This is a genomic window from Lentzea sp. JNUCC 0626, assembly GCF_043632865.1.
Lineage (GTDB): Bacteria > Actinomycetota > Actinomycetes > Mycobacteriales > Pseudonocardiaceae > Lentzea.
In genome coordinates this window covers 1,334,006-1,359,897 of record NZ_CP171635.1, presented here as the reverse complement: position 1 = coordinate 1,359,897, position 25,892 = coordinate 1,334,006, and the positions used below count along the sequence as shown (strand labels likewise).

Annotated in this window: 27 protein-coding genes; 14 read left to right on the top strand and 13 right to left on the bottom strand. The window is 69.8% G+C overall.

Going from position 1 to position 25,892, the window contains the following annotated elements; genetic code table 11:
* Positions 1 to 8 precede the first annotated feature (8 nt).
* From JNUCC0626_RS06220 to JNUCC0626_RS06200, 5 genes are all read left to right on the top strand, one after another.
* Positions 9 to 362: a CU044_2847 family protein gene (locus JNUCC0626_RS06220; protein ID WP_394618697.1), complete on the top strand. Its 354-nt coding sequence runs from the start codon at positions 9 to 11 to the stop codon at positions 360 to 362.
* Between the two features lie 36 nt (positions 363 to 398).
* A complete protein-coding gene (locus JNUCC0626_RS06215) occupies positions 399 to 1,754 on the top strand; it encodes a DUF4303 domain-containing protein (RefSeq protein ID WP_394618696.1) in 1,356 nt (451 codons plus the stop codon).
* A gap of 51 nt (positions 1,755 to 1,805) precedes the next feature.
* Positions 1,806 to 2,975 (top strand): fumarylacetoacetate hydrolase family protein, encoded by a 1,170-nt coding sequence (locus JNUCC0626_RS06210; RefSeq protein WP_394618695.1) that lies wholly within the window; start codon positions 1,806 to 1,808, stop codon positions 2,973 to 2,975.
* 162 nt (positions 2,976 to 3,137) lie between these two features.
* The gene (gene chvE, locus JNUCC0626_RS06205) at positions 3,138 to 4,232 is read left to right on the top strand and encodes a multiple monosaccharide ABC transporter substrate-binding protein (protein ID WP_394618694.1); all 1,095 of its coding nucleotides are present in this window, start codon (positions 3,138 to 3,140) and stop codon (positions 4,230 to 4,232) included.
* 135 nt (positions 4,233 to 4,367) lie between these two features.
* A complete protein-coding gene (locus JNUCC0626_RS06200; RefSeq protein ID WP_394618693.1) occupies positions 4,368 to 5,105 on the top strand; it encodes a ribonuclease activity regulator RraA in 738 nt (245 codons plus the stop codon).
* Here the strand turns inward: JNUCC0626_RS06200 and JNUCC0626_RS06195 are convergent.
* The 4 genes from JNUCC0626_RS06195 to JNUCC0626_RS06180 form a co-directional block, all read right to left on the bottom strand.
* Positions 5,102 to 6,373, bottom strand: coding sequence for a mandelate racemase/muconate lactonizing enzyme family protein (locus tag JNUCC0626_RS06195; RefSeq protein WP_394618692.1), 1,272 nt, complete (start codon positions 6,371 to 6,373; stop codon positions 5,102 to 5,104). The genes JNUCC0626_RS06200 and JNUCC0626_RS06195 overlap by 4 nt on opposite strands.
* Positions 6,370 to 8,379, bottom strand: a complete 2,010-nt coding sequence (locus JNUCC0626_RS06190; protein WP_394618691.1) for an ABC transporter permease subunit — start codon at positions 8,377 to 8,379, stop codon at positions 6,370 to 6,372. The genes JNUCC0626_RS06195 and JNUCC0626_RS06190 overlap by 4 nt, the downstream gene beginning before the upstream one ends.
* Positions 8,376 to 9,758, bottom strand: a complete 1,383-nt coding sequence (locus tag JNUCC0626_RS06185; protein WP_394618690.1) for an extracellular solute-binding protein — start codon at positions 9,756 to 9,758, stop codon at positions 8,376 to 8,378. The genes JNUCC0626_RS06190 and JNUCC0626_RS06185 overlap by 4 nt, the downstream gene beginning before the upstream one ends.
* 182 nt (positions 9,759 to 9,940) lie before the next feature.
* Complete coding sequence (locus JNUCC0626_RS06180; RefSeq protein ID WP_394618689.1) at positions 9,941 to 10,690, bottom strand: FadR/GntR family transcriptional regulator; 750 nt, start codon at positions 10,688 to 10,690, stop codon at positions 9,941 to 9,943.
* Positions 10,691 to 10,764: 74 nt separating this feature from the next.
* Between JNUCC0626_RS06180 and JNUCC0626_RS06175 the strand changes: the two genes are divergently transcribed.
* On the top strand, positions 10,765 to 11,922 hold the full coding sequence (locus JNUCC0626_RS06175) for a mandelate racemase/muconate lactonizing enzyme family protein (protein ID WP_394618688.1): 1,158 nt from the start codon (positions 10,765 to 10,767) through the stop codon (positions 11,920 to 11,922).
* Between the two features lie 126 nt (positions 11,923 to 12,048).
* Positions 12,049 to 12,621, top strand: a complete 573-nt coding sequence (locus JNUCC0626_RS06170; RefSeq protein WP_394618687.1) for a hypothetical protein — start codon at positions 12,049 to 12,051, stop codon at positions 12,619 to 12,621.
* 22 nt (positions 12,622 to 12,643) lie between these two features.
* On the opposite strand, the gene JNUCC0626_RS06165 is transcribed toward JNUCC0626_RS06170, so the two are convergent.
* Positions 12,644 to 13,042 (bottom strand): MerR family transcriptional regulator, encoded by a 399-nt coding sequence (locus JNUCC0626_RS06165; protein WP_394618686.1) that lies wholly within the window; start codon positions 13,040 to 13,042, stop codon positions 12,644 to 12,646.
* Positions 13,043 to 13,223: 181 nt separating this feature from the next.
* Here JNUCC0626_RS06165 and JNUCC0626_RS06160 point away from each other — a divergent pair, with 181 nt between their 5' ends.
* Positions 13,224 to 13,979 (top strand): SDR family NAD(P)-dependent oxidoreductase, encoded by a 756-nt coding sequence (locus tag JNUCC0626_RS06160; protein ID WP_430623489.1) that lies wholly within the window; start codon positions 13,224 to 13,226, stop codon positions 13,977 to 13,979.
* A 6-nt stretch (positions 13,980 to 13,985) separates the two neighbouring features.
* On the opposite strand, the gene JNUCC0626_RS06155 is transcribed toward JNUCC0626_RS06160, so the two are convergent.
* Positions 13,986 to 14,300, bottom strand: a complete 315-nt coding sequence (locus JNUCC0626_RS06155; protein ID WP_394618684.1) for a hypothetical protein — start codon at positions 14,298 to 14,300, stop codon at positions 13,986 to 13,988.
* A gap of 172 nt (positions 14,301 to 14,472) precedes the next feature.
* Between JNUCC0626_RS06155 and JNUCC0626_RS06150 the strand changes: the two genes are divergently transcribed.
* On the top strand, positions 14,473 to 15,051 hold the full coding sequence (locus tag JNUCC0626_RS06150) for a hypothetical protein (RefSeq protein WP_394618683.1): 579 nt from the start codon (positions 14,473 to 14,475) through the stop codon (positions 15,049 to 15,051).
* A gap of 12 nt (positions 15,052 to 15,063) precedes the next feature.
* Here JNUCC0626_RS06150 and JNUCC0626_RS06145 read toward each other — a convergent pair whose 3' ends face one another.
* On the bottom strand, positions 15,064 to 15,576 hold the full coding sequence (locus JNUCC0626_RS06145; protein WP_394618682.1) for a hypothetical protein: 513 nt from the start codon (positions 15,574 to 15,576) through the stop codon (positions 15,064 to 15,066).
* 85 nt (positions 15,577 to 15,661) lie between these two features.
* On the opposite strand from JNUCC0626_RS06145, the gene JNUCC0626_RS06140 reads away from it, so the two are divergent.
* The gene (locus JNUCC0626_RS06140) at positions 15,662 to 16,027 is read left to right on the top strand and encodes a hypothetical protein (RefSeq protein WP_394618681.1); all 366 of its coding nucleotides are present in this window, start codon (positions 15,662 to 15,664) and stop codon (positions 16,025 to 16,027) included.
* Between the two features lie 11 nt (positions 16,028 to 16,038).
* Here the strand turns inward: JNUCC0626_RS06140 and JNUCC0626_RS06135 are convergent, their stop codons facing one another.
* A complete protein-coding gene (locus tag JNUCC0626_RS06135; protein WP_394618680.1) occupies positions 16,039 to 16,983 on the bottom strand; it encodes an AraC family transcriptional regulator in 945 nt (314 codons plus the stop codon).
* A 74-nt stretch (positions 16,984 to 17,057) separates the two neighbouring features.
* Between JNUCC0626_RS06135 and JNUCC0626_RS06130 the strand changes: the two genes are divergently transcribed.
* Positions 17,058 to 18,458: a dihydrolipoyl dehydrogenase family protein gene (locus JNUCC0626_RS06130; RefSeq protein WP_394618679.1), complete on the top strand. Its 1,401-nt coding sequence runs from the start codon at positions 17,058 to 17,060 to the stop codon at positions 18,456 to 18,458.
* 61 nt (positions 18,459 to 18,519) lie between these two features.
* The gene (locus JNUCC0626_RS06125; protein ID WP_394618678.1) at positions 18,520 to 19,443 is read left to right on the top strand and encodes an NADP-dependent oxidoreductase; all 924 of its coding nucleotides are present in this window, start codon (positions 18,520 to 18,522) and stop codon (positions 19,441 to 19,443) included.
* 4 nt (positions 19,444 to 19,447) lie between these two features.
* Here the strand turns inward: JNUCC0626_RS06125 and JNUCC0626_RS06120 are convergent, their stop codons facing one another.
* The 3 genes from JNUCC0626_RS06120 to JNUCC0626_RS06110 all read right to left on the bottom strand — a co-directional run bounded on the left by JNUCC0626_RS06120 (position 19,448) and on the right by JNUCC0626_RS06110 (position 21,311).
* Complete coding sequence (locus JNUCC0626_RS06120; protein WP_394618677.1) at positions 19,448 to 19,837, bottom strand: MerR family transcriptional regulator; 390 nt, start codon at positions 19,835 to 19,837, stop codon at positions 19,448 to 19,450.
* Between the two features lie 16 nt (positions 19,838 to 19,853).
* Entirely contained in the window at positions 19,854 to 20,681 is an 828-nt protein-coding gene (locus tag JNUCC0626_RS06115; RefSeq protein WP_394618676.1) for a patatin-like phospholipase family protein, read from the bottom strand.
* Between the two features lie 66 nt (positions 20,682 to 20,747).
* Entirely contained in the window at positions 20,748 to 21,311 is a 564-nt protein-coding gene (locus JNUCC0626_RS06110; protein ID WP_394618675.1) for a TetR/AcrR family transcriptional regulator, read from the bottom strand.
* A gap of 84 nt (positions 21,312 to 21,395) precedes the next feature.
* Here JNUCC0626_RS06110 and JNUCC0626_RS06105 point away from each other — a divergent pair, with 84 nt between their 5' ends.
* A complete protein-coding gene (locus JNUCC0626_RS06105) occupies positions 21,396 to 22,289 on the top strand; it encodes an NmrA family NAD(P)-binding protein (RefSeq protein WP_394618674.1) in 894 nt (297 codons plus the stop codon).
* Between the two features lie 169 nt (positions 22,290 to 22,458).
* Positions 22,459 to 23,865, top strand: a complete 1,407-nt coding sequence (locus tag JNUCC0626_RS06100) for a PepSY-associated TM helix domain-containing protein (RefSeq protein ID WP_394618673.1) — start codon at positions 22,459 to 22,461, stop codon at positions 23,863 to 23,865.
* A gap of 8 nt (positions 23,866 to 23,873) precedes the next feature.
* Here JNUCC0626_RS06100 and JNUCC0626_RS06095 read toward each other — a convergent pair whose 3' ends face one another.
* Together JNUCC0626_RS06095 and JNUCC0626_RS06090 are read right to left on the bottom strand one after the other, a co-directional pair.
* The gene (locus tag JNUCC0626_RS06095) at positions 23,874 to 24,239 is read right to left on the bottom strand and encodes a hypothetical protein (protein ID WP_394618672.1); all 366 of its coding nucleotides are present in this window, start codon (positions 24,237 to 24,239) and stop codon (positions 23,874 to 23,876) included.
* Positions 24,240 to 24,316: 77 nt separating this feature from the next.
* Positions 24,317 to 25,750: a S8 family serine peptidase gene (locus tag JNUCC0626_RS06090; RefSeq protein ID WP_394618671.1), complete on the bottom strand. Its 1,434-nt coding sequence runs from the start codon at positions 25,748 to 25,750 to the stop codon at positions 24,317 to 24,319.
* Positions 25,751 to 25,892 lie beyond the last annotated feature (142 nt).

Below are 25,892 nucleotides of genomic sequence, written 5' to 3'. Positions count from 1 at the left end.
AGTGGTGCATGACTGAACTAGCGCGATTCGAACTGGACGGCGGCGGCTCGGTCGTCGTCGAGGTCGACGAGGAACCGGGCGTCTCCCGGGCGAGCCGTCCGGGCCGCGTGCTGCGCGACGCCCGCGCGTCGTTCGAGAAGGCGCTCACCGACGTGCGCGACGCCGCCTCGACCGCGCTCGACCAGTTCCGCACGATGGCCCGCCCGCCGGACGAGGTCGAACTCAAGTTCGGCGTGAAGCTGGACGCGGAGGCCGGTGCGGTGATCGCGCGGACCGGCGTGCAGGGACAGTTCGAGGTCAAGCTGCGGTGGCGGAAGGACGACCTGCCGATCGAGGAGGAAGTGGTCGAGGAGGAGAACTGAGGTCCGTCCACATCAGACTCGCCGTAGAGTGCTCCCGTGACGGCGACCTTTGACTGGGCGGAGTTCGAGCGGGTTCTGCACGACGGCGTGGTGCGGTCCGTCGAGTCGGCGATGGCCGATCACCCCGGCGAACGGCTCTACGCGGCGGTGCTCGACCACGTCTACCGCGAAGAGGACGGCCTGATCGCGTTGCCCCAGTTGGGGATCAACAGCGTCGAGGCGTTGGCGCGCGAACCAGAGGACGTCCGGGAGCAGCTGCGGTGGAGTGCCCCGGACTGGGACCGCTACCTCGACGACTGGCTCTCGCCCGGGCCTGCCGAACAGTGGGAGCGGGCCCTGACGGCGCTGGCGTGCGCCGGAACGACCCGTCATTGGCAACGGACGTTCGAGCGGTACCTCGGGGCGGTGGTCCGCGTGTGCCGGCGAGCCCGCACGACGTTGCGCACGAGTGGCGTCACCGATCGGGAGTTCGTGGTGCTGCTGCTCGACGACGAGCACCACGAATCGCTGATCAAGCGCGTGCTGAGCAAGGCCGAGGTGCGCCGCCACTTTCCGGAACTGGACGAGCGAACGGCCGCCCTGGCCCAGCTCGCAGCGCTCCCACCGGCCGAGCGCGCGAGGAGTCTGGCAGGTCTGCTGGGGACATTCGACGGGCCCGTCGGCTCCGAGGAGGCCGAGGCGGCTCTGCGGGATCTCGGTCCGGCGGCGATCCCGGCGTTGGTCGATCTGCTCGGTTCGGGCCGGGCCTGGCAGGCCGCGAAGCTGCTCGCGGACATCGGCCGGCGCGATGACCAGGTCATCGACGCGTTGCGCGCCGCTCTTGGTCGGGCTGACGCGCAGCACTGGGTCGCGGTCGCACTGTCCCGTCTCGGCCGGCTCGACCTCGTGCTCGCCGCCACCCTCCCCGCGAGCGTGGTGGCCGGTGCGGTCGCCGGGCCCTACACCTCCTTCCGCGACCACTCGGTCGTCGCGCCACCGCTGGACTACGGGCCGTTGGCGGAGGTCATCGAACGCTCGCCCGCCTACCTGTCGGCATTGGAGGCGAGGCTGGCTCCTGGCACCAGTTACTGCGAGATCACCGCTGACGAGGTCGATGCCGCGGTCCTCGGCCTGAGTTCGCCGCACGCGGTCATCCGTCGGCACGCCGTCAGCGTGCTCGGGCGGCGGCAGCTCGGCAAGAAGGTCGGGCGGCGGGTGCTGCCCGTGCTGTGCCGGACGATGCGGGACGACCAGGACGCGTCGGTGCGCCGTCTCGCGATCCTGTCGTTGCTGTACTGGCGGCGGGACTCGCGTCATCTGGCCGATCTGGTCCGGGAGGCGTTGGGCGACCCGGATGCGAAGGTGCGGGAGGCAGCGAAGTACTGGTTGCGCGAACAGGCGCTGGAGCGGTGAAGTCTGCGGTTCACTGCTCTGCGAACCGCAGTGCGCAGGAGGAGGATTTCCATGGGGATCTCGCTCGACGCCGCCGACGTCCTCCCCCGGGACGCGGCGGACGCCACGCTGGTCGCGAGGGTGTTCGACCCCTCCGCACAAGGACCTTCGGTCGTGACGATCCGCGGCGAGGAGGTAGTCGACCTCTCGACGTTGGCACCGACCGTGTCGTCGTTGCTCGAACGGCCGGACGCGGTGGAGGCCGTCCGAAGTCACGCGGGCACCTCGTGGCCGCTCGCGGAAGTGCTTGCCGCCACGACGAACCCGGCCGGTGCGGTGCCCAGGTTCCTGGCGCCGGTCGACCTGCAGGTGCTCAAGGCCGCGGGCGTGACGTTCGTGCGCAGCATGCTCGAACGGGTCATCGAGGAGCGGGCGGACGGCGATCCGGCGCTGGCCGAGGAGGTGCGCGCGAAGATCGGCGCGATCGTCCAGGGGCACCTCTCGAACCTGAGGCCGGGGTCGGTGGAGGCCGCGGAGGTGAAGAGGGTGTTGCAGGCGGAAGGGCTGTGGTCGCAGTACCTCGAGGTCGGCATCGGGCCGGACCCCGAGATCTTCACCAAGGCACCGGTGCTCTCGGCGGTGGGGCCGGGCGCGGAGGTCGGCGTGCTCGCCCGTTCGGTCTGGAACAACCCCGAACCCGAGCTGGTGCTGGTGGTGAACTCGCGCGGGACACCGGTCGGCGCGACGCTCGGCAACGACGTCAACCTGCGCGACTTCGAGGGCCGCAGCGCTCTGCTGCTCACGGAGGCCAAGGACAACAACGCTTCCTGCGCCATCGGGCCGTTCCTGCGGCTGTTCGACGACGGGTTCACGCTGGCGGACGCCAAGGCCACCGAGATCTCCCTGGACATCACCGGTCCCGACGGGTTCGAGCTGCACGGTGTGAGCGCGGTGTCCGAGATCAGCCGGGAGCTCGAGGACCTGGTGTCCCACGCCTTCGGCACCCACCACCGCTATCCCGACGGGTTCGTGTTGTTCACCGGCACGATGTTCGCGCCCACCGAGGACCGCGACCGGCCCGGCGAGGGGTTCACGCACCGGATCGGGGACGTCGTGCGCATCTCGTCGCCTCGTTTGGGCGCGTTGACGAACGTCGTGACCACGGCCGAGAACGCGGAGGACTGGACGTTCGGCATCACCGCGTTGATGACGAACCTCGCCGCCCGCGGACTGCTGAGCTGACCCAGGCCCTGTCCTGACGGACTTGCCGGACAGGGCCTAGCCATTCAGGTCTTTGATGACCGGAAGTCCTTGTGTGCGCTCCGCTTGATCCGCCGTCAATCAGTTGTTAACGTGCACACCCGCTTGTGGTGCAGGTCACAAAACGGCACGTGAGGTGCGTGGATGCGATCACTGAAGTACGCGGTGCCCGTGATCGCGCTGCTCGCTGCGGCGTGCGGCTCCCCCGCCGCAGGGCAGCAGAGCAAACCGCATGAGAGCGCTCTCGTGGGTGTCACGATGCCCACGACGAAGTCGGAGCGCTGGATCAGCGACGGCGACAACATCAAGCGCGACCTCGAGTCACGCGGGCACAGGGTCGATCTGCAGTACGCGCAGAACGACGTGCCCACGCAGGTGAAGCAGGTGCAGAGCCAGATCGCCGCCGGCGCGAAACTCCTCATCATCGCCTCGGTCGACGGCTCCGCCCTCACCGAACCGCTGGCGATCGCCGCGGAGGCCGGGATCCCGGTCATCGCCTACGACCGGCTGCTGCGCGGCAGCCCGAACGTCGACTACTACGCGACGTTCGAGAACTTCCGCGTCGGCATCTACCAGGCCGAGTCGCTGCTGACCGGGCTGGGCCTGCGCAACGGCGACGGCACCCCCGGCCCTCAGCCCGGCCCGTTCAACGTCGAACTGTTCGCCGGCTCGGCGGACGACAACAACTCGGCGTTCTTCTTCAACGGCGCGATGTCCGTGCTCAAGCCGTACATCGACGAGAAGAAGCTGGTGGTGCGCAGCGGTCAGGTCGACTTCACGGCGGTGACGACCCTGCGGTGGGACGGCGAGACCGCCCGCAAGCGGATGGAGGAAATCCTCACCACGGCGTACAAGAAGAACAAGGTGAACGGCGTGCTTTCGCCCTACGACGGGATCTCGCTCGGCATCCTCACCGCGCTGAAGAACAGCGGCTACGGCGCTCCCCTGCCGGTCGTGACGGGACAGGACGCCGAACTCCCCTCCGTGAAGTCCATCATCGCGGGCGAGCAGTACTCGACGATCTACAAGGACACCCGCGAACTGGCGACGGCCACGGCGTCGATGGCCGAGGCCGTGCTGAAGGGCCGGACACCGCCCCAGCTCAACAACCTCAACGACTACGAGAACGGCGTCAAGATCGTCCCGGCCTTCCTGCTCAACCCCGTGAGCGTCGACAAGGCCAACTACCACGAGGTCCTGGTGGACTCCGGGTACTACACCGACGACCAGCTTCGCTGAACTCGTTGCCGCGCAAGGTCTCCTGAGTTTTCGAAACAACTCCTGGCTCTGCACAACGGTTTCCTGCACTAGTCTCGGATCGCAGGCTCATCGAGATTCACCGGCGGTCATCGCGAATCCGAGGGAGTTGCCGACGTGGTCGAGACGCACGACATCGTTCGCCCGCCCGCAGAACTCAGCACCGCCCTCGCGGCTCTCGGCAGTGCGACGGCCAGCGCCGAACTGAGCCGCATGGGCATCCGCAGCGCGTTCATCCAGGGCCCGGTCACGGTGACACCCGGTGTGCGCGTGGCAGGTCCGGCGCTGACGCTGCAGTTCCTGCCGAAGCGGGAGGACCTCTACCCCGACGAGGAGTACGCCGAGCCGGAGAAGCAACTGCACCGGCACGTCATGTACCACGCCCAGGCGGGCGACATGATCGTCGTGGACGCGCGCGGCGACATGGGCAGCGGCGTGTTCGGCGAGATGATGCTGACGTACTTCCAGGGCCGCGGCGGCGTGGGCGTGGTGATCGACGGGTGCCTGCGCGACGTCGGCGAGGCCAAGAAGCTCGGCCTCGGGCTGTGGATCCGCGGCGCCACCCCGAACTACCACGCCCAGACCGGCATCGTCCCGACCGCTGTGAACGTGCCGGTGGCCTGCGGCGGCACGCTCGTCGAACCCGGCGACATCGTCGTGGCGGACGACGACGGGGCGGTCGTGGTGCCGGTCAAGCTCGCGCCCGCGCTGGTCGCCGCCGCCCAGGAACACGCGGAGTGGGAGGAGTTCTCCCGGATCAAGCTGGCCGAGGGTGGCGACCTGCGGCGGTACTACCCGCTGTCGCAGGACGCCTGGCCCGAGTACGAGAAGTGGCGCGCCGCGCAAGGACGCTAACTCCACAGGCGGTCATGGCTCGACTCCGCGTCCCAGTGCTTGGTCTCGGCGAAGAAGACCGGGTCGCGCGGGTCGAGGTGGCGTCGCAGCAGCTCCTCGTCGAGGTCGCCGAAACCCAGTCCCGGCGTGTCCGGCACGGCGATGTGGCCGTCCTGGGTCAACGGCCGGGGCAGGCCGGTGACGAGGTCGCTCCAGAACTCCACCTCGGCCGCGTGGTGTTCGAGCGCGAGGAAGTTCTCGGTGGCGGCGGCCAGGTGCACGGACGCCATCGTCGCGATCGGTGACGCCGCGAGGTGCAACGCCATGGGAATGCCGCGTTCCTGCGCGTGGTCGCCGATCCGCTTGGTCTCGGCGATGCCGCCCGCCGTCGCCGGATCCGGGTGCACGACACGGATGGCACCGGTGTCCAGCAACGGCCGGAAGCCGTCGAGCAGGTAGATGTCCTCGCCCGTGCAGGTCGGGACGGCGACGGCCTCGGTCAGCTGACGCCACTGGTCGGTCAGCTGCCACGGGATCAGGTCCTCGATCCAGGCCAGGGTGAACGGTTCGAGCGCGCGGCCGATGCGGATGCACGAGTCGAGCGCGATGTGACCGAAGTGGTCGGCGGCGAGCGCGACGTCGTAGCCCACCACGGACCGCACGACGTCCACGTAGAACGCCAGGTACTGCACGCCCAGGTCGGTGACCTGGATCCCGGTGAACGGGTGCATGGTCGTCAGGTCCTCGCGGGCCCCCGGCGGCGCGATCAACGCCCCCGGGACGTCCCACAACAGGTCGATGCCGACGTCCATCTTCAACATCGTGTACCCGCGCCGCTTGCGTTCCAGCAGCCGGTCGCCCATGGCGTGCGGGTCCGGCAGCGACGGAGTGTCGGCGTAGCACCGGATCCGGTCGCGGTAGCGGCCGCCGAGCAACGCGTGCGCGGGCACCCCGTACGCCTTGCCCGCGAGGTCCGTCAGCGCCATCTCGACGCCGGACACTCCCCCGCCCTGCCGTCCGTGGTGCCCGAACTGCCTGATCCGGCGGAAGACCTTCTCGACGTTGCAGGGGTTCTCGCCGACGAGCCGGCTCTTGAGCATGAGCGCGTAACTGGAGCTGGCCTGGTCCCGCACCTCCCCGTAGCCCACCAGGCCCTGGTTCGTGTCGATCCGGATGATCGACGAGCGGAACGGCACGCCGGTCAGGTTCGCCACCCGCAGATCGGTGATCCGCAGGGCACTCGGGCGCGACGCCGTGTCGACGTGTTCCTCGGTGACCGCCTCGCTCATCCCTTCACCGCCCCGGCGGTGAGGCCCTCGGTCAGGAACCGCTGCCCGAACGCGTACATCGTCACGACCGGGATGCTGATCAGCAGCGAGGCCGCGGCGAGCTGGCCCTGCGGCACGACGTCACCGAAGATCATCGACTGCATGCCGACGGGCAACGTCTTGTAGTCGTCCTGGGTGATGAACACGAACGCGAACAGGAACTCGTTCCACGCGTTGGTGAGCGTGAACAGCGCGACCGCGAGCAGACCCGGTTTGGCCAGCGGCAACGTGATCCGCAGGAACGCCCCGAACCGCGTGCAGCCGTCGACCAGCGCGGCCTCCTCCAGATCCGCCGGGATCGACCGGAAGTACCCGACGAGCAGCCACGTCGCGAACGGCAACGTGAACGTCGGATAGGCGAGCACCAGCGACCACAACGAGTCGTTGAGACCGATGCCGCTCATCAGCTGGTACAGCGGGATGAACAGCAACGCGCCCGGCATCACGTAGGTGAGCAGGATCGTCACCGTGAAGCTCTCCGAGCCCCGGAACCTCAAGCGCGCCAACGCGTACCCGGCCAGCGCCGCGCAGACCAGCGCGATCACCGTGGACGCCACCGACACCAGGACCGTGTTGAGGTACCAGGTGCCGAACGCCCTGTCGGTGAAGAGGTTCGTGAACTGCTCGGTGGTCCACGGGGTCGGCCAGAGGTCGTCGGTGCGCGCGACGATCTGGTCGTCGGACTTGAAGGCCGTGACCGTCATCCAGTACAGCGGGGCGAGCACGAAACCCAGCAACCCCACGAGCGCGACGCCCGAACCCGTGCCGCCGACCAGACGTGCGGCGACCCTGTTGCCCCGTGCGGCGAACGCCGACACGACCCGTCCGACGGCGGCCGCGAGCACCACGAACACGCCCAGCACGAGCGCGGCCTTCCACACGATGTGCGGCGACGCCCAGACCAGCAGGAGAACCGAGACGAGCACGATCACCCACGGCAGCGCGCGGCGCTGGGCGGGGGTGAGCCGCCTGCGGCCCAGATCGCCCGCGACCGGCAGTTCGTTGCGGCGCATCATCCGCACGAGGACCACGACGAGCACGGCGATGATCGGCAGCATCACCAGCGTGACCGCGGCGCCCGCGCCGAGTTGCAGCTGCTGGATCGCCTTCGAGTAGGCCACCATCACGTACGGCGCGGTGGCGTCGCCCGGCCCGCCCTGGGTCATCAGCCAGATCAGGTCGAAGTTGTTGAACGTCCAGATCGACGACAGCAGCACCGTCACGATCATGACGTGCCGCAGGCCGGGCAGCGTGATGTGCACGAACCGCTGCCACGGCGACGCACCGTCCACCATGGCCGCCTCGTAGAGGTGGCTGTCGATCGCCTTCAGGCCGGCCAGGAACGTCACCGTGAAGAACGGGATGCCCTTCCAGACGTTGACCAGGATGACCGACGGCATCGCGAGCGCCGGATCGGACAACCACTCAGCCGGCCACCGATCGACGAGCCCGATCGAGGCGAGCACCGGGCCGATGCCGGAATCGGTGAGCAGAACGTTGACGCTGCCGAAGATCGGGTCGAACAGGGACCGCCAGGTGAACGCCGTGACGACCGTCGGCACCACCCACGGCAGCAGGATCACCCCGGCGACGATCGCCCGGCCGCGGCGCATGTGGTGCAGCATCAACGCCGCGATGAGGCCGAGGGTGACCTTGAAGATCTCGGCGTACGCGGTGAAGACGAACGAGTTCAGGACTCCCTTGTGGAACAAGGAGTCGCCGACGAGAGCGGTGTAGTTGTCCAGTCCTACGAAGACGGTCTCGGCGCCGTGGCGTTCGGTCGTGCTGGTGATGACCGAGTCGACGATCGGGACGAGGATCAGGCCGGCGACCAGCACCAGCGTCGGCCCCACGAACGCGGCCGCGAGCCGCCAGTCGCGGCCGAGCACCCGCTGCGACGGGGTGAGCGAGGACGACGTGCGCGGCGCCGGACGAGCCGGCGCCGGCCGCGTGCGCAGGTCGGTCACTGCTTGTAGCCCTGCTGCTCGAACACCTGCACCATCCGGGCGTGCGTCGCCGCGACGGCGTCGGCCGGCCTGGTGCCCTGGATGACCGACTGCATCATGTCGGTGAGCAGGTAGGCGGCGACGGCGGCCTGCTCCCCTGGGCTCGGCGCCTGCGGGAACTTGAAGCCGGTCTTCGTGGTCACCGGCAGCGGTGTGCGGGTCTGCTCGCGCAGCGCCGGGAACGCCGGGTCACCGGTGGTGTAGTACGGATCGGAGTCCCACACCTTGTCCCACGACGGATTCACCAGGCACGGCGCTCCCTTCGCGACACCGAGCAGCGCCGTCCCGCTGACCATGTACTTGGCCACGAGCTTCGCGAGGTCCGGGTTCTTCGCTCCCTTGAACACGACGAACGAGTTGGACTCGCCGAACGCCAGCGGCTTGTCGAGCGCCGGGCCGGTGGCGCCGTTGAACGGGTGGGTGTTGGCGTAGACCGGGTTGTTCTTGGTCTTCGAGTCGGCGTACACGCTGAACTGGTTGAGCGTGAGCCCGAGGATCTGGGCGAGCCAGTTTTCGTTGTTGCTCGAGTCGGTCCAGCTCCCGATGCCGGGCGGCAGCATCGGCGCGTACTTGGGGTTCGTGTAGATGTCGCCCATGAACGTGACGGCGGCGACGGTCTCCGGCGAGTTCAGCACCACCTTCGTGCCGGTGTTGTCCGCGAGCGCGCCGCCGTAGGTGTTGATGACGTTCGCGATGAACCCGTTGGCGTCGCCCGAGCGGTTCACCGTGAGACCCCAGCCGAACCGCTTCTTCGCCGGGTCGGAGACCTCCAAGGCGTTGTCGCGCAACTCTTCCCACGTGTAGTGCGGTTTGAGCGGGAGGCCCTTCTCCTGGTACCAGTCCTTGCGCAGGTACATCGCCGTCGCGATGAAGTGGTACGGGATCGCGAACCAGCGGCCGCCGAAGACGCAGTAGTTGGTGGCCTCCGTCGCGGGTTCCCCGTAGAGCTTGCGCATCTCCTCGACCACGTCGGTGACGTCGGTGAGCGCGCCGAGGTTGTGCAGCTGGCCGACGAACCGCCGGTCGCTCACGAACGCGAAGTCGCGGCTGGTGCCCGCCTTCACCTCGGCGTCCATCTTCGCGACCATGTCGCCCGCGTCGCCGGAGACCAGGTCGTTGCGGACCGTGGTGCCGGTGGCCTCCGCGAAGACCTGCAACGACCTGTCCAGCGCCTTGTTCGCGGCCTCCGAGTACAGCTTCTGCGAGAGCATCCCGACCGACCCGCCGCGCAGCGAGGCCGCCTGGTCGAGCAACGCCTGGGGCACCTGCACGTCCACCTGCGGTGCGGCCGGGCCGCCACCCCCGCATCCGGCGAGACCGAGCACGCCGAGCGCGCTCACGCCGAGAAAAGTACGCCTCGATAAGTCCGTCTTCGCTTCCATGACAACAACTCCTCCCGCGTCCGGTCAGGCGGACGCGTCCGACGGGGCGACGCTGCTACCGGCGGGACAGCGAGGTTTTCGCTGCCGGGTCGTTCATGTGGTGAAGGACTGCTGACGCGGTGTTCGGGTGCTCGTCGCGGTCAGGGCTGACGGCGGCGGGATGACCGCTTGGTCTGCCGCTTCTTCTCCGCGAGGAGGTGGGAGTTGTTGGCGAGGTGCTTGCGCATCGCCGCACGGGCCCGGTCGGGGTCGCGCGCCACGAGCGCCTCGTAGATCTCCGTGTGGTCGGCGGTCGCCTTGCACAGAGCGGCGGGCGCCTCATTGGTGATGCGCCTGCTGGCCGTGCCGAGCCAGCGGGCCGAGTACATGATCCGGTCCAGGATGCGGTTGTTCGCCGCCCGGCAGATCTCCATGTGGAACTCGTGGTCGACCTCGAGGTAGGCGTTCGGATCGGCCTCCAGCGCCTCCATCCGGCTGATCTCACCGCGGAGCCGCTCCAGCGTCTCGTCGGTGACGAGGGCGGCGGCCATCGCGGCCAGCTCCGGTTCGAGCAGCATCCGCATCTGGTCGAGCTCCTGCAGCAGCTCGCCCACGACCTCGGCGGGCAGCCACTCGATCAGCAACGGGCTCAGGTAGTCCCACTCCGCCGGCGGGCGCACGACGACGCGGCGGCCCTGCGCCACCTCGACGATGTCCAGCGACGCCAGGACTTTCAGCGTCTCCCGCGCCACCACGCGGGACACCCCGAACTCGCGCGAGATGTCGAGCTCCGACGGCCCCCGGCCGTCCTCCAGCTCGCCGCTCACGATGCGCCGGGTCAGGTGTGCGGCCACCTGCACGGGCAGGGTCCGGACCTTGACAGCGTCCGAAGACTCTTGTCCCCTTTGCATGTCATCAGCTTATAGGACAAGTTGGATGTCGCGTTCGTCCGTTCATATGCACAACCCGGTGGCGGGAGAGAGCAATGCGGATCGTGAACGTCACAACGGCGGTGGTCGCCTACCACGGTGAGGCCACGCTGGTCCGGATCGACACCGACGAGGGCCTCAGCGGGTTCGGCGAGGCCAATCCCGACGCGGGCGCGGCCGGCGTGGTCGGGATGATCGAGTTCCTGACCCCCCTCCTGATCGGCGAGGACCCGCGCAACGTCGAGCGGTGCTGGGAGAAGCTCCGGCGCGGCAAGGTCTTCGCGGGCCCCCAGGGCGGGGTGTTCGTGATCGCCCTGTCCGGCATCGAACTCGCGCTGTGGGACCTCGCGGGCAAGGCGGCGGGCCAGCCGGTGCACCGGTTGCTCGGCGGCAAGTTCCGCGACCGGATCCGCCTCTACGCCGACTGCGGCGACGGCGACGACCCGGCCGGATCGGTGTCGGGGTGCGTGGACCGGGCCCAGCGGATGGTCGCCGAGGGGTTCACCGCGCTCAAGTTCGACGTCGACGACATGAGCCACCCGGCGAAGTTCGACGACTTCAACCACACGGTCAACGCGGCCGAACTGCGGTCGATGGTCGCGCGCGTGGCCGCCGTCCGCGAGGCGATCGGGCCGGACGTCGACCTCGCCATCGACCTGCACGCCCGCTATGACGTGCCGAGCGCGTGCCGGATCGCGCGGGCGCTCGAGCCGTTCGACCTGATGTGGCTCGAAGAACCATTGCCGGCCGAGAACGTCGACGCGCTGGTGCGGGTGCGCTCGCAGACCAGCACGCCCATCTGCGCGGGCGAGAACCTCTACCTGCGCTGGGGGTTCCGCGAACTGCTCGAACGCGGCGCCGTGGACGTGATCGAACCGGACGTGCCGAAGTGCGGCGGGCTGGCGGAGGCCAAGAAGATCGCCAACCTGGCGGAGCTGCACTACGTCCCGTTCGCGCCGCACCTGGTGTCGACGCCGCTGGGCACGATGGCGACGTCGCACCAGTGCGCGGCGATCCCCAACTTCTACGTCCAGGAGTGGCACGCCCTGGAGGAACGGGAGGTGTGGGACAGCTACGTCCACGCCCCGGACGGGAGCGGCTCGATCGTGAAGGACGGCTACATCACGCTGCCCGACACCCCCGGGATCGGCGTGGAGCTCGACATGGACGGAGTGCGGGCGCACGCCGTCGCGGGCTACGGGGTGTTCGAGTAGCCGCTCGGTCCACAGTGGAGCGATCTCGGGCCGGTCCGGGGCGAAACCAGTCTCCGTCCAATCTGCGTCCAGTCCGCCCCGCGAGGCTGAAGCCTGTTCAAACACTGCAACCAGAGGGGTGTTCCAGTGTTCGCACGCTTCACACGCCTGTCAGCGGCGGCCGTGGCGTTCCTGGCCGTGATCGTGATGGCGGCTCCGGCGGCATCAGCGTCGGAGTCGTCCGCCAAGTCGTCCCTGGAGAAGACGTCGTCGACCGGCACGGGCGACGTCAAGACCAACGCGTGGCCGATCAGCCCGCCGCGCGTGTTCCCGCCCAACACTCCTTGCTACCGCGAGGAGGTCACGGAATCCATCTACGAAACCAGCCAGGGTCAGAAGATGTACGACTTCTTCTTCGGGGCGAACGTCTGCATCTTCAGCGACCACATCCTCGTGTACGACCCCGAATCGGAGGTGCACTACCCGAACGGCGTCCAGGACGTGCGGCTGGCGTCGGTGGCGTTCTCCGTGCGGAACACGATCGTCCCGATCGACAACCCGTCCACCCCGAACGACGTCTACACCTACTCGGCCCTCACCGTGTACTTCTGTCCTGACCTGCCACAGCCGAGCGCGTGCCAGGTGTACGACCACCAGCTGGGACTCGAGTTCACCCGCGGCTGGGTGTACCCGATCGGCCGGTTCGTGCGGATCGCCTGACCCCGATCAGAAGGCCGGCCGGTCAGCTCGTGGACCGGCCGGCCTTCTTCTTTGCGAGGGTGTCCTCCCAGGCCCCCAGGTACGACTTGATCGCGTCCCGGTTGCGCTGCAACACGTCCAGGCGTCGTTCGATGCTCGCGAGCTGGCGGCGCAGTCCGTCCAGGTCCTTCGACGCGGGACACGACTCGATGTCCGGGTTGGGCTTCCCGGACAGCAGGCAGGGCAGCACCTCGCGGATCATCTCCGTCGTCAGCCCGGACTCGATCAGCTCCCGGATCTGCAGGACCCGGTCGACGGCGGGCTCGCCGTAGGTGCGGTAGCCGTTCGGGCTGCGCACGGGGTGCAGGATGCCGACCTCTTCGTAGTAGCGGAGCAGCCGCGGCTTGACTCCGGTCTTCTCCGCCAGGGCTCCGATGTTCACGTGGCACTCCTCGTCTGAGTCCGGACCTTCACATTATTGGGAAGGTTCGGGGCTGTGTCACGCCGAGGCTGTGGCCTCCGTCACCGCCGCGCGATCGGCGGCTTGACCTTCTCATTAATGAGAGACTTTAGCTTTGGCCGAGTTCGCCCCACTCAGCCGAAAGCGCAGGGAGTTTCAGCTCATGTCCCAGTCACTGCAAGGAAAAACCGCTCTCGTGACCGGAGGGTCGCGGGGCATCGGGGCCGGGATCGCCCGGGAGCTCGCCCGGGAAGGGGCCGACGTCGTCATCACCTACCGGCACTCGCGGGAGCAGGCGGAGAAGGTGGTCGCCGAACTGACCTCGTTCGGCACGAAGGCCCTTGCCGTGCAATGCGATCAGTCGGACCCGCACCAGGCGTCGACCGCCGTCGAGGAGGCAGCGGAGTTCCTCGGTGGACGGATCGACGTGCTGGTGAACTCCGCCGGTGTCGCCGTGATGGGCACGGTCGACCAGCAAGACCTCGACCTGCTCGACGGCGTGCAGAAGATGTTGGCCACCAACGTGTTGGGGCCCATCGTCACCACGCACTCCGCGACCCGGTTCCTGCCCGACGGCGGTCGGGTGATCCTGGTCGGCAGCATCGTGTCCGACCGGATCGCCACGCCCGGCGTCGCGGAGTACGCGGCCAGCAAGGCCGCCGTCGACCAGCTCGCCCGCGGGTGGGCGCGTGACCTCGGGCCGCGCGGCATCACCGTGAACGTCGTGCGGCCGGGCGCCGTCGACACGGACATGAACCCCGCGGACGGGCCGTTCGGTGCCGCGCAGGTCGCGATGACGCCGCTCGGACGGTACGGCGAGACCGCGGACATCGCCCAGGCGGTCGCGTTCCTCGCGAGCGACAAGGCCGCGTTCATCTCCGGCGCGCTGCTGACCGTCGACGGCGGCTTCAGCATCTGACCGGACTCACGCCCCGGGACCGTCGACGGCCTGCAGCACGGTGGTCAGCTGCCAGTCGACGGTGCCGTGGTCGATCGTGGCGTGCACGGGCGAGTTCCCCATCTCGCCCGTGATGCCGCCCGCGCCCGCCCGAGCGTGCTCGATCGAGTCGTAGGCGACGATGTCGACGACGGTGCCGTCGTCGCGCACCGCGATGCGGCGCCAGCGGAACCCGGGCTGTCGCCGCAGGTAGTCGTTGATGTCCTCGTTCGCGGCCACGAAGTCCTCCGGCGCGAGGCCGGGGGCGGGCGAGAGCGTGGTGATCTCCAGGATCTCAGGCATGTCGGGTTCCTCGTGGTCAGTGCTCGGTGACGACGGCGGTGATCACCGTCCTCGACCAGGCAACCTCGGGAAGCCACGCGCAGGAAGGCCGCGCCGACCGGGGTGTGCCACACCCACCCGGCGGCAGACCGACCGTCCGGGACGAACACACGGGCACGGATACTGTGTGAGCGTGCCCAACCTCGACTTCTTCGCCGCCGGTGACGACTGGACGGCGGTGCTGGACACCGTGTTCGGTCTCGGGGTGTTCCGCGTGTTCGAGTCCGACTCCGAACCGGGGACGGAGATTCAGGAGTTCCGCTCGGTCGCGGAGGTGCCGGCCGATCAGCGCTGCGCGTACCTGTCGTTGTTCGTCGACGGGGCGGGGCCGGAACCGCTGCGGAACCGCATCGACTTCGCTCCCGGCGTGTCCCCGGAGGCCCCGTTCCGCTACACCCTCGAAGGGTGGGGGCTCATCCAGCTCGATCGCGGCCTGGTCGACGGGGTGCGGGAGCTGGGGTGGAGCCACACCAACCACAACTCAGAGAAGCGCGCCTCGGCGTGGGCGGCGACCTACCCGAGGCTGGGCGACCCCGCCGAGTGGGACTGGGCCGCCGTCACCAGTGCGTCCGGGCGGCTCAACCGGGCGATTCGGCGGCTGGCCGTGGACAAGATCGGGTCGCGGCCGGTGCTGCCGCACGCCCAGCGGTTGATCGCGGAGGCCGGGCTGCGGTTCGTGTACGGCCGAGGAATTCACTCGACGGCCAGGTAGGCCGTTCTCCGCTCATGCCCGCGAGTTGTACGCGATCGCCTGCGCGTTCAGGTGTGCGAGCGCGTCGGCGAACTCCACTTCGGACAGCACGACATCGAGGAAGTAGAACGTCCGGTCCCAGTTGGCCTCGATCGACTGCTTGAGCGGCGTCGCCACCGGGTCCCCGGTCATGCGGACGACGTGCACGACGGCACCCCGGGGTTCGATGCCCGCCGCCCGCTCGGGGCGGGCCTCGAACCGGACGAACTCGTCCCACGGCACGACCTCGGCGCCGCGGGTCGCTGGGTGGACCAGCACGCCGCGCGGTCCGAAGTGGACACCCGCGTGGCTCGCCCTCCACAGGAAACCGGCCAGTCCCGCGCACAGCGCGATCGCGGAGATCATCCCCCACCAGGTGACGACCTTGCCCGGCGCTATCAGGACCATTCCCGCTAACAGCACCGCGAACGCGGCTAGGAAGCCCGCGAAGATCCCGAGGCCCGACATCTCGCCCTGACTCGGCACGATCCGCTTCCACTCCCCCATGTCCGCATTGTCCGGCCTGGAGGAAGACCGGACAAGCGGGTAAATGCGTTGCGCGGCGCCGGACGTGCCGCCGAAGCTACGGCGCGTGGGAATGATGGACGCCGTCGCGGCTCGGGTCGCGCAGGGCGAAAGAGTGCGGTTCCGGCCGACCGGGTCGTCGATGGTGCCGCTGATCGTCAGCCGCCAGCTCGTGACCGTCGCACCGGTCGACACCGCGAAGCTCGAGGTCGACGACATCGTGCTCGTCCGCGTCGCCGGAACCGTGTACCTGCACCGGGTCACGGCGTTGTCCGGCCAGCGGGTGCAGATCGGGAACAACCGGGGCGGGATCAACGGCTGGACGTCCAGGGACAAGGTCTTCGGGCTCTGCGTGGACGTGGACGGCGTGCCGCGCAAGAACATCGCGGGCAAGGTCGTGCAGGACGACCCTGACGAGATCGTGACGTCGTGAGCCGCGTCCGGTCAGCGCGGAAAGCCCGTTCCCCTGCTCCGTCCCGCCTGCTCGCGCCGGAACCGCGCCGGGGTCGTCCCGACCTCAGCGCGGAACGCCCGGGAGAAGGCCGACTCGGACTGGTAGCCGACCCGCAGGGCCACCGCACCCACCGTCGCGTCCGACGAACCGAGGAGCTCGGCCGCCGCCATCAACCGGGCGCGCGCCAGGAACGCCGCGACGGTGGTGCCGGTGTGCCGCGTGAAGTGCCGCTGGAACGTGGCGCGGGACGTGTTCGCGGCCCGGCTGAGCCGGTCGATCGTCCAGGCCTCACCGGGACTGCGCAGCATCGCCTCGACCGCCCCCGCGATGCGCCGGTCGGCGGCCGCCGTCCACAGCGCGGCCTTGGTGGCGTCACCTCGCGAGGTGCGCAGGACCATCGCCAGGAGCACGGTGGCCAGTGAGGCGAGGATCGCCGCGGTGCCCTCGCCGTCGCGCCCGGCCTCCCGGCGCATGAGCGCGCTGATCATGCGCAGGACCTCGTCGCCCTCTTCCGTCCGCCCGAACGAGACGTGCACCGGATCGGGCAGGCTGCGGAACAGCAGCCGTCCGGCGCCCGTGCCGAACTCGTAGTGCCCGCAGAACAGGTCGATGACCGGCGGATCGACGTCCCCGGCGGTCCGGGTCTGGATGAGCACCCCGCCGGTCGACGACTCCACGCCGCGCTCGCGGCCACGCCCCGGCGTCGTCACCCGGTGTGGCGCTCCACTGGGGACGATCACGACGTCGCCCGCCCGCAGGTGCAGCGAAGTGCCGCCGACCGCGAACGCGCACTCGCCCTCCAGCAGCACGTGGAACGGCGCCTGCGTCTCCGCGACACCGGCGACGTCCATCCTCGTCGCTCCGGCCAGCAGGCACCGGCGGTCGAGCTCCGCCCCGACCCGAGCCATCCGCAGCAGTCGGCTGATCGAATCCATCGTGCGACTTTCGGGCCGAAAAATGAGTTCCGTCAGCCTGTTTGTATCACAACTGCCTGGCCAGACTGGGCCGCATGGAAACCACGACCATCACCGCGGACGTGCTCGTCATCGGCTTCGGCAAGGGCGGCAAGACGGCCGCGCACGTGCTGGCCGACGCGGGCAAGCGGGTCGTCCTGATCGAGCGGTCCGCGAACATGTACGGCGGCACCTGCCCCAACATCGGGTGCGTCCCCACCAAGATGCTCGTCCACTTCTCCGGAGCCAGGCGGATCAGTGACGACGCGCAGGAGTACTTCGCGAACTCCGTCGAGGGCGTTCGCGCGCTCACGTCCGCCTTCCGCGCGGGCAACTTCGACGCACTCGACGGCAAGGACACCGCGACCGTCCTCACCGGCACGGCGCACTTCGTCGACCCGCACACCGTCGCCGTCGGCGAAGGCGAGGACCGGATCACCGTCACCGCGCCGACGATCCTCGTCAACACGGGTTCGGAGCCGATCCTCCCTGCGATCCCCGGCCTGGCCACGAGTCCGCACCTCGTCACCAGCACCGAACTCACCAGGACGACGGCCCTGCCCGAACGGCTGGTGGTCGTCGGTGGCGGCTACCAGGGCCTCGAGTTCGCGTCGATCTACCGGCACTTCGGCACCCACGTCACGGTGCTGGAAGCCGCCAATCGCCTGCTCCCCCGCGAGGACGAGGACATCGCCGCGGCCGTGGCCGAGATCCTGCGCGGCGACGGCGTCACGATCGTCACCGGCGCGAAGGTGACCGAGGTCCGCGACAGCGGAGCCACCTCGACGGTCGTCTACGAGCAGGACGGCCGGACGCACTCCGTCGAAGCCGGCGCGGTGCTCCCCGCGACGGGCCGCAAGCCGGTCACCGAGGGCCTGCGCCTCGACGCGGCGGGCGTGCGCACGACCCCGCGCGGCGCCATCGAGGTGGACGAACACCTGCGCACCAGCCAGCCGCACATCTACGCGCTCGGTGACGTCAACGGCGGCGAGCAGTTCACCTACATCTCGCTCGACGACGCCCGCGTCGTCCTGGACCAGTTGCTGGGACGGGGAAAGCGCACCACCTCCGACCGCAGGGCGGTGCCGCACACGTTGTTCATCACTCCCCCGCTCGCCACCGTCGGGCTGACCGAGGTGCAGGCACGGGCCCGGGGCCTGAACATCAAGGTGGCCAAGGAGAACGTGGCCGACATCGTCGCGATGCCCCGCGCCTACACGGTCGAGGAGACCCGCGGGGTCGTGAAGTTCGTCATCGACGCCGACACCGACCTCGTGCTGGGCGCCGCGCTGCTGAGCATCGACGCCCAGGAGGTCGTCAACACGGTCGCGTTGGCCATGCGGCACAACATCACCGCGACCGAGCTGAGCGAGTCGATCTACACCCACCCGAGCACCACCGAGGCGTTCAACGAGGTCCTCACCAAGGTGGTGGCCGTCACAACCGGTGGAAGCTGACACCGGTGTCATCGAATAGCTTCGAAACCGTCCCGAACAGACGGCTGAGGAGCGGACGATCATGGGCAAGGCGTTGGGGTACAAGGCGTTCGGCGGCGTCGAGGTGCAGCGGTTCTTCGAGCGGCCGGATCCCGTGCCGGGCCCGTCGGAGGTGCTCGTGCGCGTCGCGGCCGCCGGGGTCAACCCGCTCGACCACAAGCTGCGGTCGGGCCACGGCACCGCGTTGAACGGCCACGTGCCCTTCCCCCAGGTCCTCGGTATGGAGGCGGCCGGCACGGTGCTGGCCGTCGGGGACGACGTGACCGGACTGGCCGTCGGCGACCGGGTCACCGGGTTCGCGCTGACCGGCGCGGGCACGTACGCGGAGACCACGCTGCTGCTCGGCGAGTCCACCGCGCGCATCCCGGACGCGTTGCCGGAGGTCTGGGCGGCGACCATCCCCGTCGCCGGCACCACCGCGCTCGACGTGCTCGACCAACTCGACCTGCCGGCCGGGGCGGCGCTGCTGGTGAACGGCATCGGCGGCGGCGTGGGCATCGCGCTGGCCCAGCTCGCGCGGGACCGGGGGCTGGTCGTGACCGGCACGGCCGGACCGTCCAAACAGGACCTCGTGACGGCGACCGGCGCGACGTTCGTCGACTACACCGGCGGCGACGTGGCGCACCGGCTGCGCGCGCTCGCTCCGGGTGGTTTCGCCGCCGTGGCGGACACCGTGGGCGGGGAATCGTTGCGCGCCATGGCCTCATTGGCGGGCGAGGGCGCGATCGTCTCCGTCGGCGACCCGTCCGTGACCGAACTGGGCGGCGAGATGGTGCGCCGCCGTCTCGACCGGGCGAACCTCGAACGCGTCGCCGAACTCATGACGGCAGGCCGCCTGGATCCGCACGTCACGGAGACGTACCCGCTGGCGCGCGCAGCCGAAGCGTTGGCGCTCGTCGAATCCGGTCACGCCACGGGCAAGCTGGTCCTCGACCTGAGCCTCTGACCTCTCAAGCGGCGCCGACCTCGTGCCGGTAGCGCGTGTTGATCTCGATCAGCTCGTCGAGGGCGGACCTGGCTTCGACGAGCCGGCCGATGTCGGCGGTCAGCCTGTCGCGTTCGCCGAGCATGGTGGTGAACGCGTCCTCCGCCACCTCGGTGCCGCCGGTGTCGACGCACGGCAGCAACCGGGCGATCACCTTGCTGCTCAGCCCGGCGTCGAACAGCCGCCGGATCATCTCGACCCGCGCGACCTCCCCGGCCGCGTAGTGCCGTTGCCCGCCGGCCGACCGCGTGCTGTGCACCAGCCCCTGCTGCTCGTAGTACCGCAGCGAACGGGCGCTGACCCCGGTCAGCCGCGCCAGCTCGCCGATCTTCATCGCGTCCGAGTTCGTGGCCACGCACCCAGCCTACGACTCACGCCGACCACCAGGCCGCCAGCTCCGGCGCGAGGTCCCGTGCCTGCTCCGCGCCCGCGGCCGCCCCGACGTCGACGAACCGCGCGTCGATCAGGTCGGTGGGCTTGGCGTAGAAGCGTTGCGCGACGACGGTGCGGACGCGGCAGCCGCGGCCGGTCAGCAGGGCCGCTTCCGTCGCCAGGTCCGCGGACGGCAGCGGGGCGACCACCAGCACCCGCGTGACGGACGCGTCGACGAGGTCGGCGTTGGTACCGGTGCGCACGCCGCCGTCGAGCCAGGTCTCGCCGTCCACCCGGACCGGCGGCGCGATGCCGGGCGCCGCGGTGGAACACGCGACACCGGCGGCGAGGGGCAGGTGGTCCCCGGCCGACCAGACCCGCGCCGCCCCGGTGGTGGCTCCCACGGAAACCATCCGCAGCCGGGCAGGCCACGGACCTGCCGGCAGCAGGTCGCGCCACAGGTCACCGGCCTGGTCCACGGAGATCGGCGCCATCGCGGGCCGTCCGGTGCCGGGCGCGGAGTCGGTCAGGACGGCCTCGAACGTCGCGGTGTCCTGGAGTCCGGCGGAGGCGTTGCGGGCGTGCCACGCGGCGCGGTCGCGCATCAGCGCCGGAACGTTCGGCAGTCCGTCCGGGTCGATCGTGAGCCAGGCACCGACCACCGCTCCGGCGGACGTGCCGAGGACGTCGCAGTCGGCGAGCGGGATCCCGGCGGCGGCCAGTCCGGTGAGCAGGGCCGACGTCCACGACGCTCCGACCGGTCCGCCGCCGCCCAGGACCAGGGCTGTGCCAGGACGCCCGGCTTCCGCGTTCTCCTCGAAAGGCATGGCGGCTCCCTCCAGGATGCTATGTCGTCCAGCATACCTAGCATCTGGGTCACCGCCGGGCATGTGCTAGTGCTGCTCGCACTGGCCAGGCGCGAAGCCTGTGATCGCGAGGCCCAGCAACCGTTCCGGGTCCGCGCCGGGGTCGTGGTCGGCCAGCAACGAGATGGCGTTCACCAGGGAGAGCACCTCCGCGACGGTGACGTCCGCGCGCACCTGCCCCGCCGCCTTCGCCGCCGCCAGCGGGGCTGCCGCCGCGGCCTCCAGGGCGTCGTGGCCGCAGAAGCCCTCGTGGTGCTCGTCCGCTGCCGGGATCAGGGTGGTGGCGAGGCCCCGGTTGGCCAGTGTGTAGGCCAGCACAGCCTGCAACCAGTGGAAGAGCGCGGGGCCCGGCGGGTGTTCGGCGGCGAGGCGGCCGGCTTCGGCGGCGATCGCGGTCGTGCTGTCCTGGAAGACCGCTTCCACGAGGTCGCGCCGCGATCGGAAGTGGCGGTGCAGGGTCGCCGACCCCACGCCCGCGTCCTTCGCGATCGCCTCCAGGGACGCGTCCACCCCCTGTCGGCGGAACGCTCCCTTGGCGGCGCGCACGATCTGCTCACGGCTGCGCAGGGCGTCGGCCCGCAAGGTCTTCATGCACCGCTCCGTTGCCAACTGGGGTCAGGCCCCATATCGTAGCAACGACAAACGGGGGCACACCCCATTTAGACGGAGGCAGTGATGACGGACGTGGTGGTCGTGACGGGCGCGACCGGGCAGCAGGGTGGAGCCGTGGCGCGGCGGCTCCTGGCGGACGGCGTGCCGGTGCGCGCACTGGTGCGGCGGCCCGAGGCAGCGCAGGCACTCGCCGACGCCGGGGCCGAACTCGTGAAGGGCGACTTGACCGACTCTGAGTCGCTGGTGGCGGCGCTGCGGGGCGCGCGGGCGGTCTTCTCGGTGCAGACGCCCAGCCTCGCGGACCTCGGTTCGAACGCCGAGGCGGTGATGGGCCTCAACCTGGTCGCGGCCGCGCGCCGGGCCGGCGTGGCGCAGTTCGTGCACTCCTCCGTGTCCGGTGTCGGCGACTACCTGCGGGCCGCCGCGGTGGGGCAGGCCGGGCGCCGGGGCGACCCGCACTACTGGCTGAGCAAGGCGGTGGTCGGGCAGGCGTTGCCCGACAGCGGGTTCGAGGCGTGGACCGAACTGCGGCCCGCGTTCTTCGCGACCAACCTGCGGCGGCCGTCGATCTGGTTCGAGCACGGGACCGGCGAGGCGATCGTGACCGCGCTGGACCCGGACAAGCCCCAGGCCGTCATCGTTCCCGACGACATCGGCACGGCCGCGGCAGCCGCGTTCGCCGACCCGGCCCGGTTCCACGGCCACGCCATCGAACTCGCGGGCGAGCTGTTGTCGTTGCGGGACATGGCGGAGGCGCTGACGGCCGCCGGCACTCCCGCGCACGTCGAGCACGTCACCGTCGAGCAGGGCGAGGCGCGCGGCATGCTCCCCCTGCTGCTCGCGAACCAGGCGGGCATGAACACCAGCGAGATCTCGGCGGACCCGGCGGTCGCGGCCCGGTTCGGCATTCCGATGACCTCGTTCGCGGACTGGGCGAAGCAGCAGAACGTCCACTGAGGACGCGCGGTGCACCTCGGCGGGACGTGAGAGGGGCAAATGAGTCGCGGGCACCTCCGTGACGGTCCGAGCGCGGTGAGTCACGCTCGAAACCCGTGGGAACCAACCGGAGTGCGCGGACGACTAGGTCTCCAACCCCCGCACTCCCTCCCCCACGACAGAGGTCCCCATGTCCGCTCCCCTGCTCGAGCTCGACAGAACCGACGAGACACCCCGCACCAGCCAGATCTCCGTCGTGCCGCTGCTGCGCAGGCTGCACTTCTACGCCGGAGTGCTCATCGGCCCGTTCCTGGTCGTGGCCGCTGTCACCGGCATGCTCTACGCGTTCGCGCCCCAGATCGACGACGTGCTCTACAGCGACAAGCTGTGGGTCGAACCCGCGGGCACCGCCCGTCCCGTCTCCGAGCAGGTCGCCGCCGCGCAGGCCTCGTTGCCCGAGGGCACCGTGACCGCGGTGCAGCTCTTCGACGACCCCGAGGCCACCACGCGCGTCGTGTTCGCCGCCCCCGGCCTGGCCGAGGAGTACAGCAAGACCGTCTACGTCAACCCGTACACCGCCGAGGTCGAGGGCGAGCTCACGACGTGGGCCGGCGCGACACCGGCCGTCACGTGGCTCGACCAGTTCCACCGCGACCTCCAGCTCGGCGCGGTCGGCAACCTCTACTCGGAGCTCGCGGCGAGTTGGCTGTGGGTGCTCGCGATCGTCGGTCTCGTGCTGTGGATCCAGCGCCGTCGCACCGCTCGGCGCCGGGTCCGCGCGGTGCTGCTGCCGGAGAAGGGCGCCAAGGGCGTGCGCAAGAGCCGCTCGTGGCACGCGAGCCTCGGCGTGTGGGCACTGGTGGGCGCGTTGTTCCTGTCCGCCACCGGACTGACGTGGTCGAACTACGCCGGCGAGAACTTCAGCGCCGTGCTGACCGCCCTCAACGCCAAGGCACCCGCCCTCGACACCGCGTTGCCCGGCTCGGCGCCCACCGCTCCCGCTGCAGGAGACCACCACAGCTCCGCGGGCGGCACCGAACCAGTCGACGCCAAGTCGTTCGACACGGTGCTGGCCGCCGGACGCGGGGCAGGTCTCGACGGGCCGCTCGAACTCACCCCGGCCGCCGCGCCCGGCACCGCCTGGTCCGTCGGGCAGACCGACCAGCTCTGGCCGGTCCGTCAGGACAAGGCCGCCGTCGACCCCGCCACCGGCACGGTCACGGCCCGAGCGGACTTCGCCGACCGGCCGTTCCTCGCCCGACTGTCCACTTTGGGCATTCTCGCGCACATGGGCCTGCTGTTCGGCCTGGCCAACCAGATCGCGCTTCTCCTTCTGGCCGGGACGATCCTGACGCTGATCTTCTTCGGCTACCGGATGTGGTGGCAGCGCCGCCCCACCCGTGCGGACCGCAAGGCCCCGTTCGGCACGGCACCCCAGCGCGGGGGCTGGCAGCAGCTGCCGTTGTGGTTCGTCATCCCGGCACCGCTCGTGCTGATCGCGCTCGGCATCGCCATGCCGTTGCTCGGCATCAGCCTGCTGGCGTTCCTGATCCTCGACGGGATCATCGGTTTCGCGCGCTCCCGCAAGGCGGCGTGACCGCGGGATCAGTACGAGGTCGGCCCGAAGTCCGGTGGCGCCGCGAACGTCACGCTCTCGACGGCGTTCGCGGCGGCGGCGGGCACCGGGAGTTCGAGCACGTCGACGCCCGGCCGGTGGTCATCTCCCAGTTCCACCTCGAAGGTCTCCTCGAACAGGGCGCGCGGGCCGGTGACGCTGAAGCTGATACCGGCCGGCTCGCCCGTCGTGAAACCCTTGTCGTCGAACCACTTCCGCGCCCGCGCGACCTGAGCCGGATCGGGCCGGTGCCGGTCGAGGTTCGCACTCGTGATCGGTGGCGCCGTCCTGCCCGTGGCGTCACGCAGGACGACCTCCGCCGACAACAGCTCGTCGGGACGCTCCTGGTTGGCCATCGCTCCTCCGGGAGTAGGCCTCGATTCTCCTCGGTGGACGCGGCGGGCGCCAGCCGTGCGGCAGGCGCCCCACCGGGTCAGTTCCCGCCCTGCGCGGCCTGCACGGCGCCGTGCGCGTCGGCGAGACCGTGCCCGGTCGCCAGGTCGTACCCCGGGACCGCCTGCTCGCCCATGCCGTTGCGCCCGGCGGTCACGTCCCGCGCCGTCCTGGCGAGAACGTCCTTGACCTGCACCGGGGTGAGGCCGGGAGCGACCTGCCGGACCAACGCGCAGATGCCGGCGATCTGCGGTGCCGCGGCTGAGGTGCCGCTGAACGCCGCCCAGCCGTCGTCGATCGGGGTCTCGTCCCCCGCCGGATGCTGCTGCCCGTTGCCGAGATCCCTGTCGATCGCGTCTCCCGCCTGCAACGGCAACATGATGTAGGCGGCCCTGGGCGGCATGCCCACCAGCCCGCTCACGTCGGGCACCTTCCGGCCCGGATACGCCCTGCTCACGAACCCGGACGTGTAGGGCGTGGCATGCAGGCTGGTGTCCGGTTCCATCATCACGCCGCCCGCCGAGATGACGTCGGGGTGCTGGCCGGGAAAGCCGTGCTGACCGTTGCCCGCGGAGAAGACGACGATGATGCCGCTCGCCACCGCGTTGGCGACGGCCGCCGCCAACGCGTTGTTGGCCGCCGAGAGCTGCCGCCCGGGCACGTCCGATCCCCAGCTGCAGCTGATCACCTGCGGACCGAGCGCGACGGCGGTGTTGAAGGCGGCCGTGGAGTTGACGAAGTTGATCTTCACCATGGTGAAGTCGATGTCCGGCGCGACCGCGAAGAGGTTCGCGGACTCCCCGGTGCCGTGCCCGGACTCGTCGTCGTTGGGATTCAAGGCTCCTGGCCCGAGCACCACCGGCGCGGACCGATAACCCCTGCCGGTGAAGTACGGGTGCCGGAACCAGCCGCTGTCGACCATCACGACCCGCACGCCCGCACCGGTCACCTGCATCCGGTGCGCCCGGTCCGCGTTCATCCCGAGCGACACGTCCCCCGGCACGTCGAGGTGCCAATAGGACCGCTTCGGCGCGAACGGACTTTGATGGAAGTACACCGGTTCCTCGATGGCGAGGCCTTCGAGAACGTCGGCGGCCGGACTGCGCGACACGTCGATCAGCCCCGGCACGTCGGTGTCCGGGCATTCGATGAACGTGGCGGTGTCCTCACCCACCTGCGGCTTGATGACGGTGCGTTCCTCGGTCACCAGCCGCGTCTCGAAATAGCTTTCGTAGAGCCCAGGAGGACCGGCGACGTTGATGGTCGTCGGCGCCACCTGCAGAACCTGGAACCCGGCCGCTTCCAGGCGCGACACCGAGTCCGCCACCACCGATTCCTCGGAGGTGTAATTCACCACGTTGTTGTGATCGATCGAGTCGGCGGCGTCGAACAACGACGCGCCACCGACGGATTTGGGCGAAGCCTGTGCGTAGACGAGATTCGGAAGTGGTTCGGGTGTCCCCTGCGCTGCCATGGTCCCTCAATCCTGATATTCCACGCGGAAAAGAACCGATAACCGCGTGCATAATCAAGGCAACGGCCCACAAAAGGCGTTGTCGTACCTGCGATGTCGCTTTCCGGGAGACCTCGTTAACAACCACGCAGATCGGCATTCG

Coding starts and splice junctions, on each gene's coding strand:
- JNUCC0626_RS06220 (WP_394618697.1), top strand. CDS start 9: ATGACTGAACTAGCGCGATTCGAACTGGACGGCGGCGGCTCGGTCGTC.
- JNUCC0626_RS06210 (WP_394618695.1), top strand. CDS start 1,806: ATGGGGATCTCGCTCGACGCCGCCGACGTCCTCCCCCGGGACGCGGCG.
- chvE (WP_394618694.1), top strand. CDS start 3,138: ATGCGATCACTGAAGTACGCGGTGCCCGTGATCGCGCTGCTCGCTGCG.
- JNUCC0626_RS06195 (WP_394618692.1), bottom strand. CDS start 6,373: ATGAGCGAGGCGGTCACCGAGGAACACGTCGACACGGCGTCGCGCCCG.
- JNUCC0626_RS06180 (WP_394618689.1), bottom strand. CDS start 10,690: ATGCAAAGGGGACAAGAGTCTTCGGACGCTGTCAAGGTCCGGACCCTG.
- JNUCC0626_RS06175 (WP_394618688.1), top strand. CDS start 10,765: ATGCGGATCGTGAACGTCACAACGGCGGTGGTCGCCTACCACGGTGAG.
- JNUCC0626_RS06160 (WP_430623489.1), top strand. CDS start 13,224: ATGTCCCAGTCACTGCAAGGAAAAACCGCTCTCGTGACCGGAGGGTCG.
- JNUCC0626_RS06155 (WP_394618684.1), bottom strand. CDS start 14,300: ATGCCTGAGATCCTGGAGATCACCACGCTCTCGCCCGCCCCCGGCCTC.
- JNUCC0626_RS06145 (WP_394618682.1), bottom strand. CDS start 15,576: ATGGGGGAGTGGAAGCGGATCGTGCCGAGTCAGGGCGAGATGTCGGGC.
- JNUCC0626_RS06135 (WP_394618680.1), bottom strand. CDS start 16,983: ATGGATTCGATCAGCCGACTGCTGCGGATGGCTCGGGTCGGGGCGGAG.
- JNUCC0626_RS06130 (WP_394618679.1), top strand. CDS start 17,058: ATGGAAACCACGACCATCACCGCGGACGTGCTCGTCATCGGCTTCGGC.
- JNUCC0626_RS06125 (WP_394618678.1), top strand. CDS start 18,520: ATGGGCAAGGCGTTGGGGTACAAGGCGTTCGGCGGCGTCGAGGTGCAG.
- JNUCC0626_RS06115 (WP_394618676.1), bottom strand. CDS start 20,681: ATGCCTTTCGAGGAGAACGCGGAAGCCGGGCGTCCTGGCACAGCCCTG.
- JNUCC0626_RS06110 (WP_394618675.1), bottom strand. CDS start 21,311: ATGAAGACCTTGCGGGCCGACGCCCTGCGCAGCCGTGAGCAGATCGTG.
- JNUCC0626_RS06105 (WP_394618674.1), top strand. CDS start 21,396: ATGACGGACGTGGTGGTCGTGACGGGCGCGACCGGGCAGCAGGGTGGA.
- JNUCC0626_RS06100 (WP_394618673.1), top strand. CDS start 22,459: ATGTCCGCTCCCCTGCTCGAGCTCGACAGAACCGACGAGACACCCCGC.
- JNUCC0626_RS06095 (WP_394618672.1), bottom strand. CDS start 24,239: ATGGCCAACCAGGAGCGTCCCGACGAGCTGTTGTCGGCGGAGGTCGTC.
- JNUCC0626_RS06090 (WP_394618671.1), bottom strand. CDS start 25,750: ATGGCAGCGCAGGGGACACCCGAACCACTTCCGAATCTCGTCTACGCA.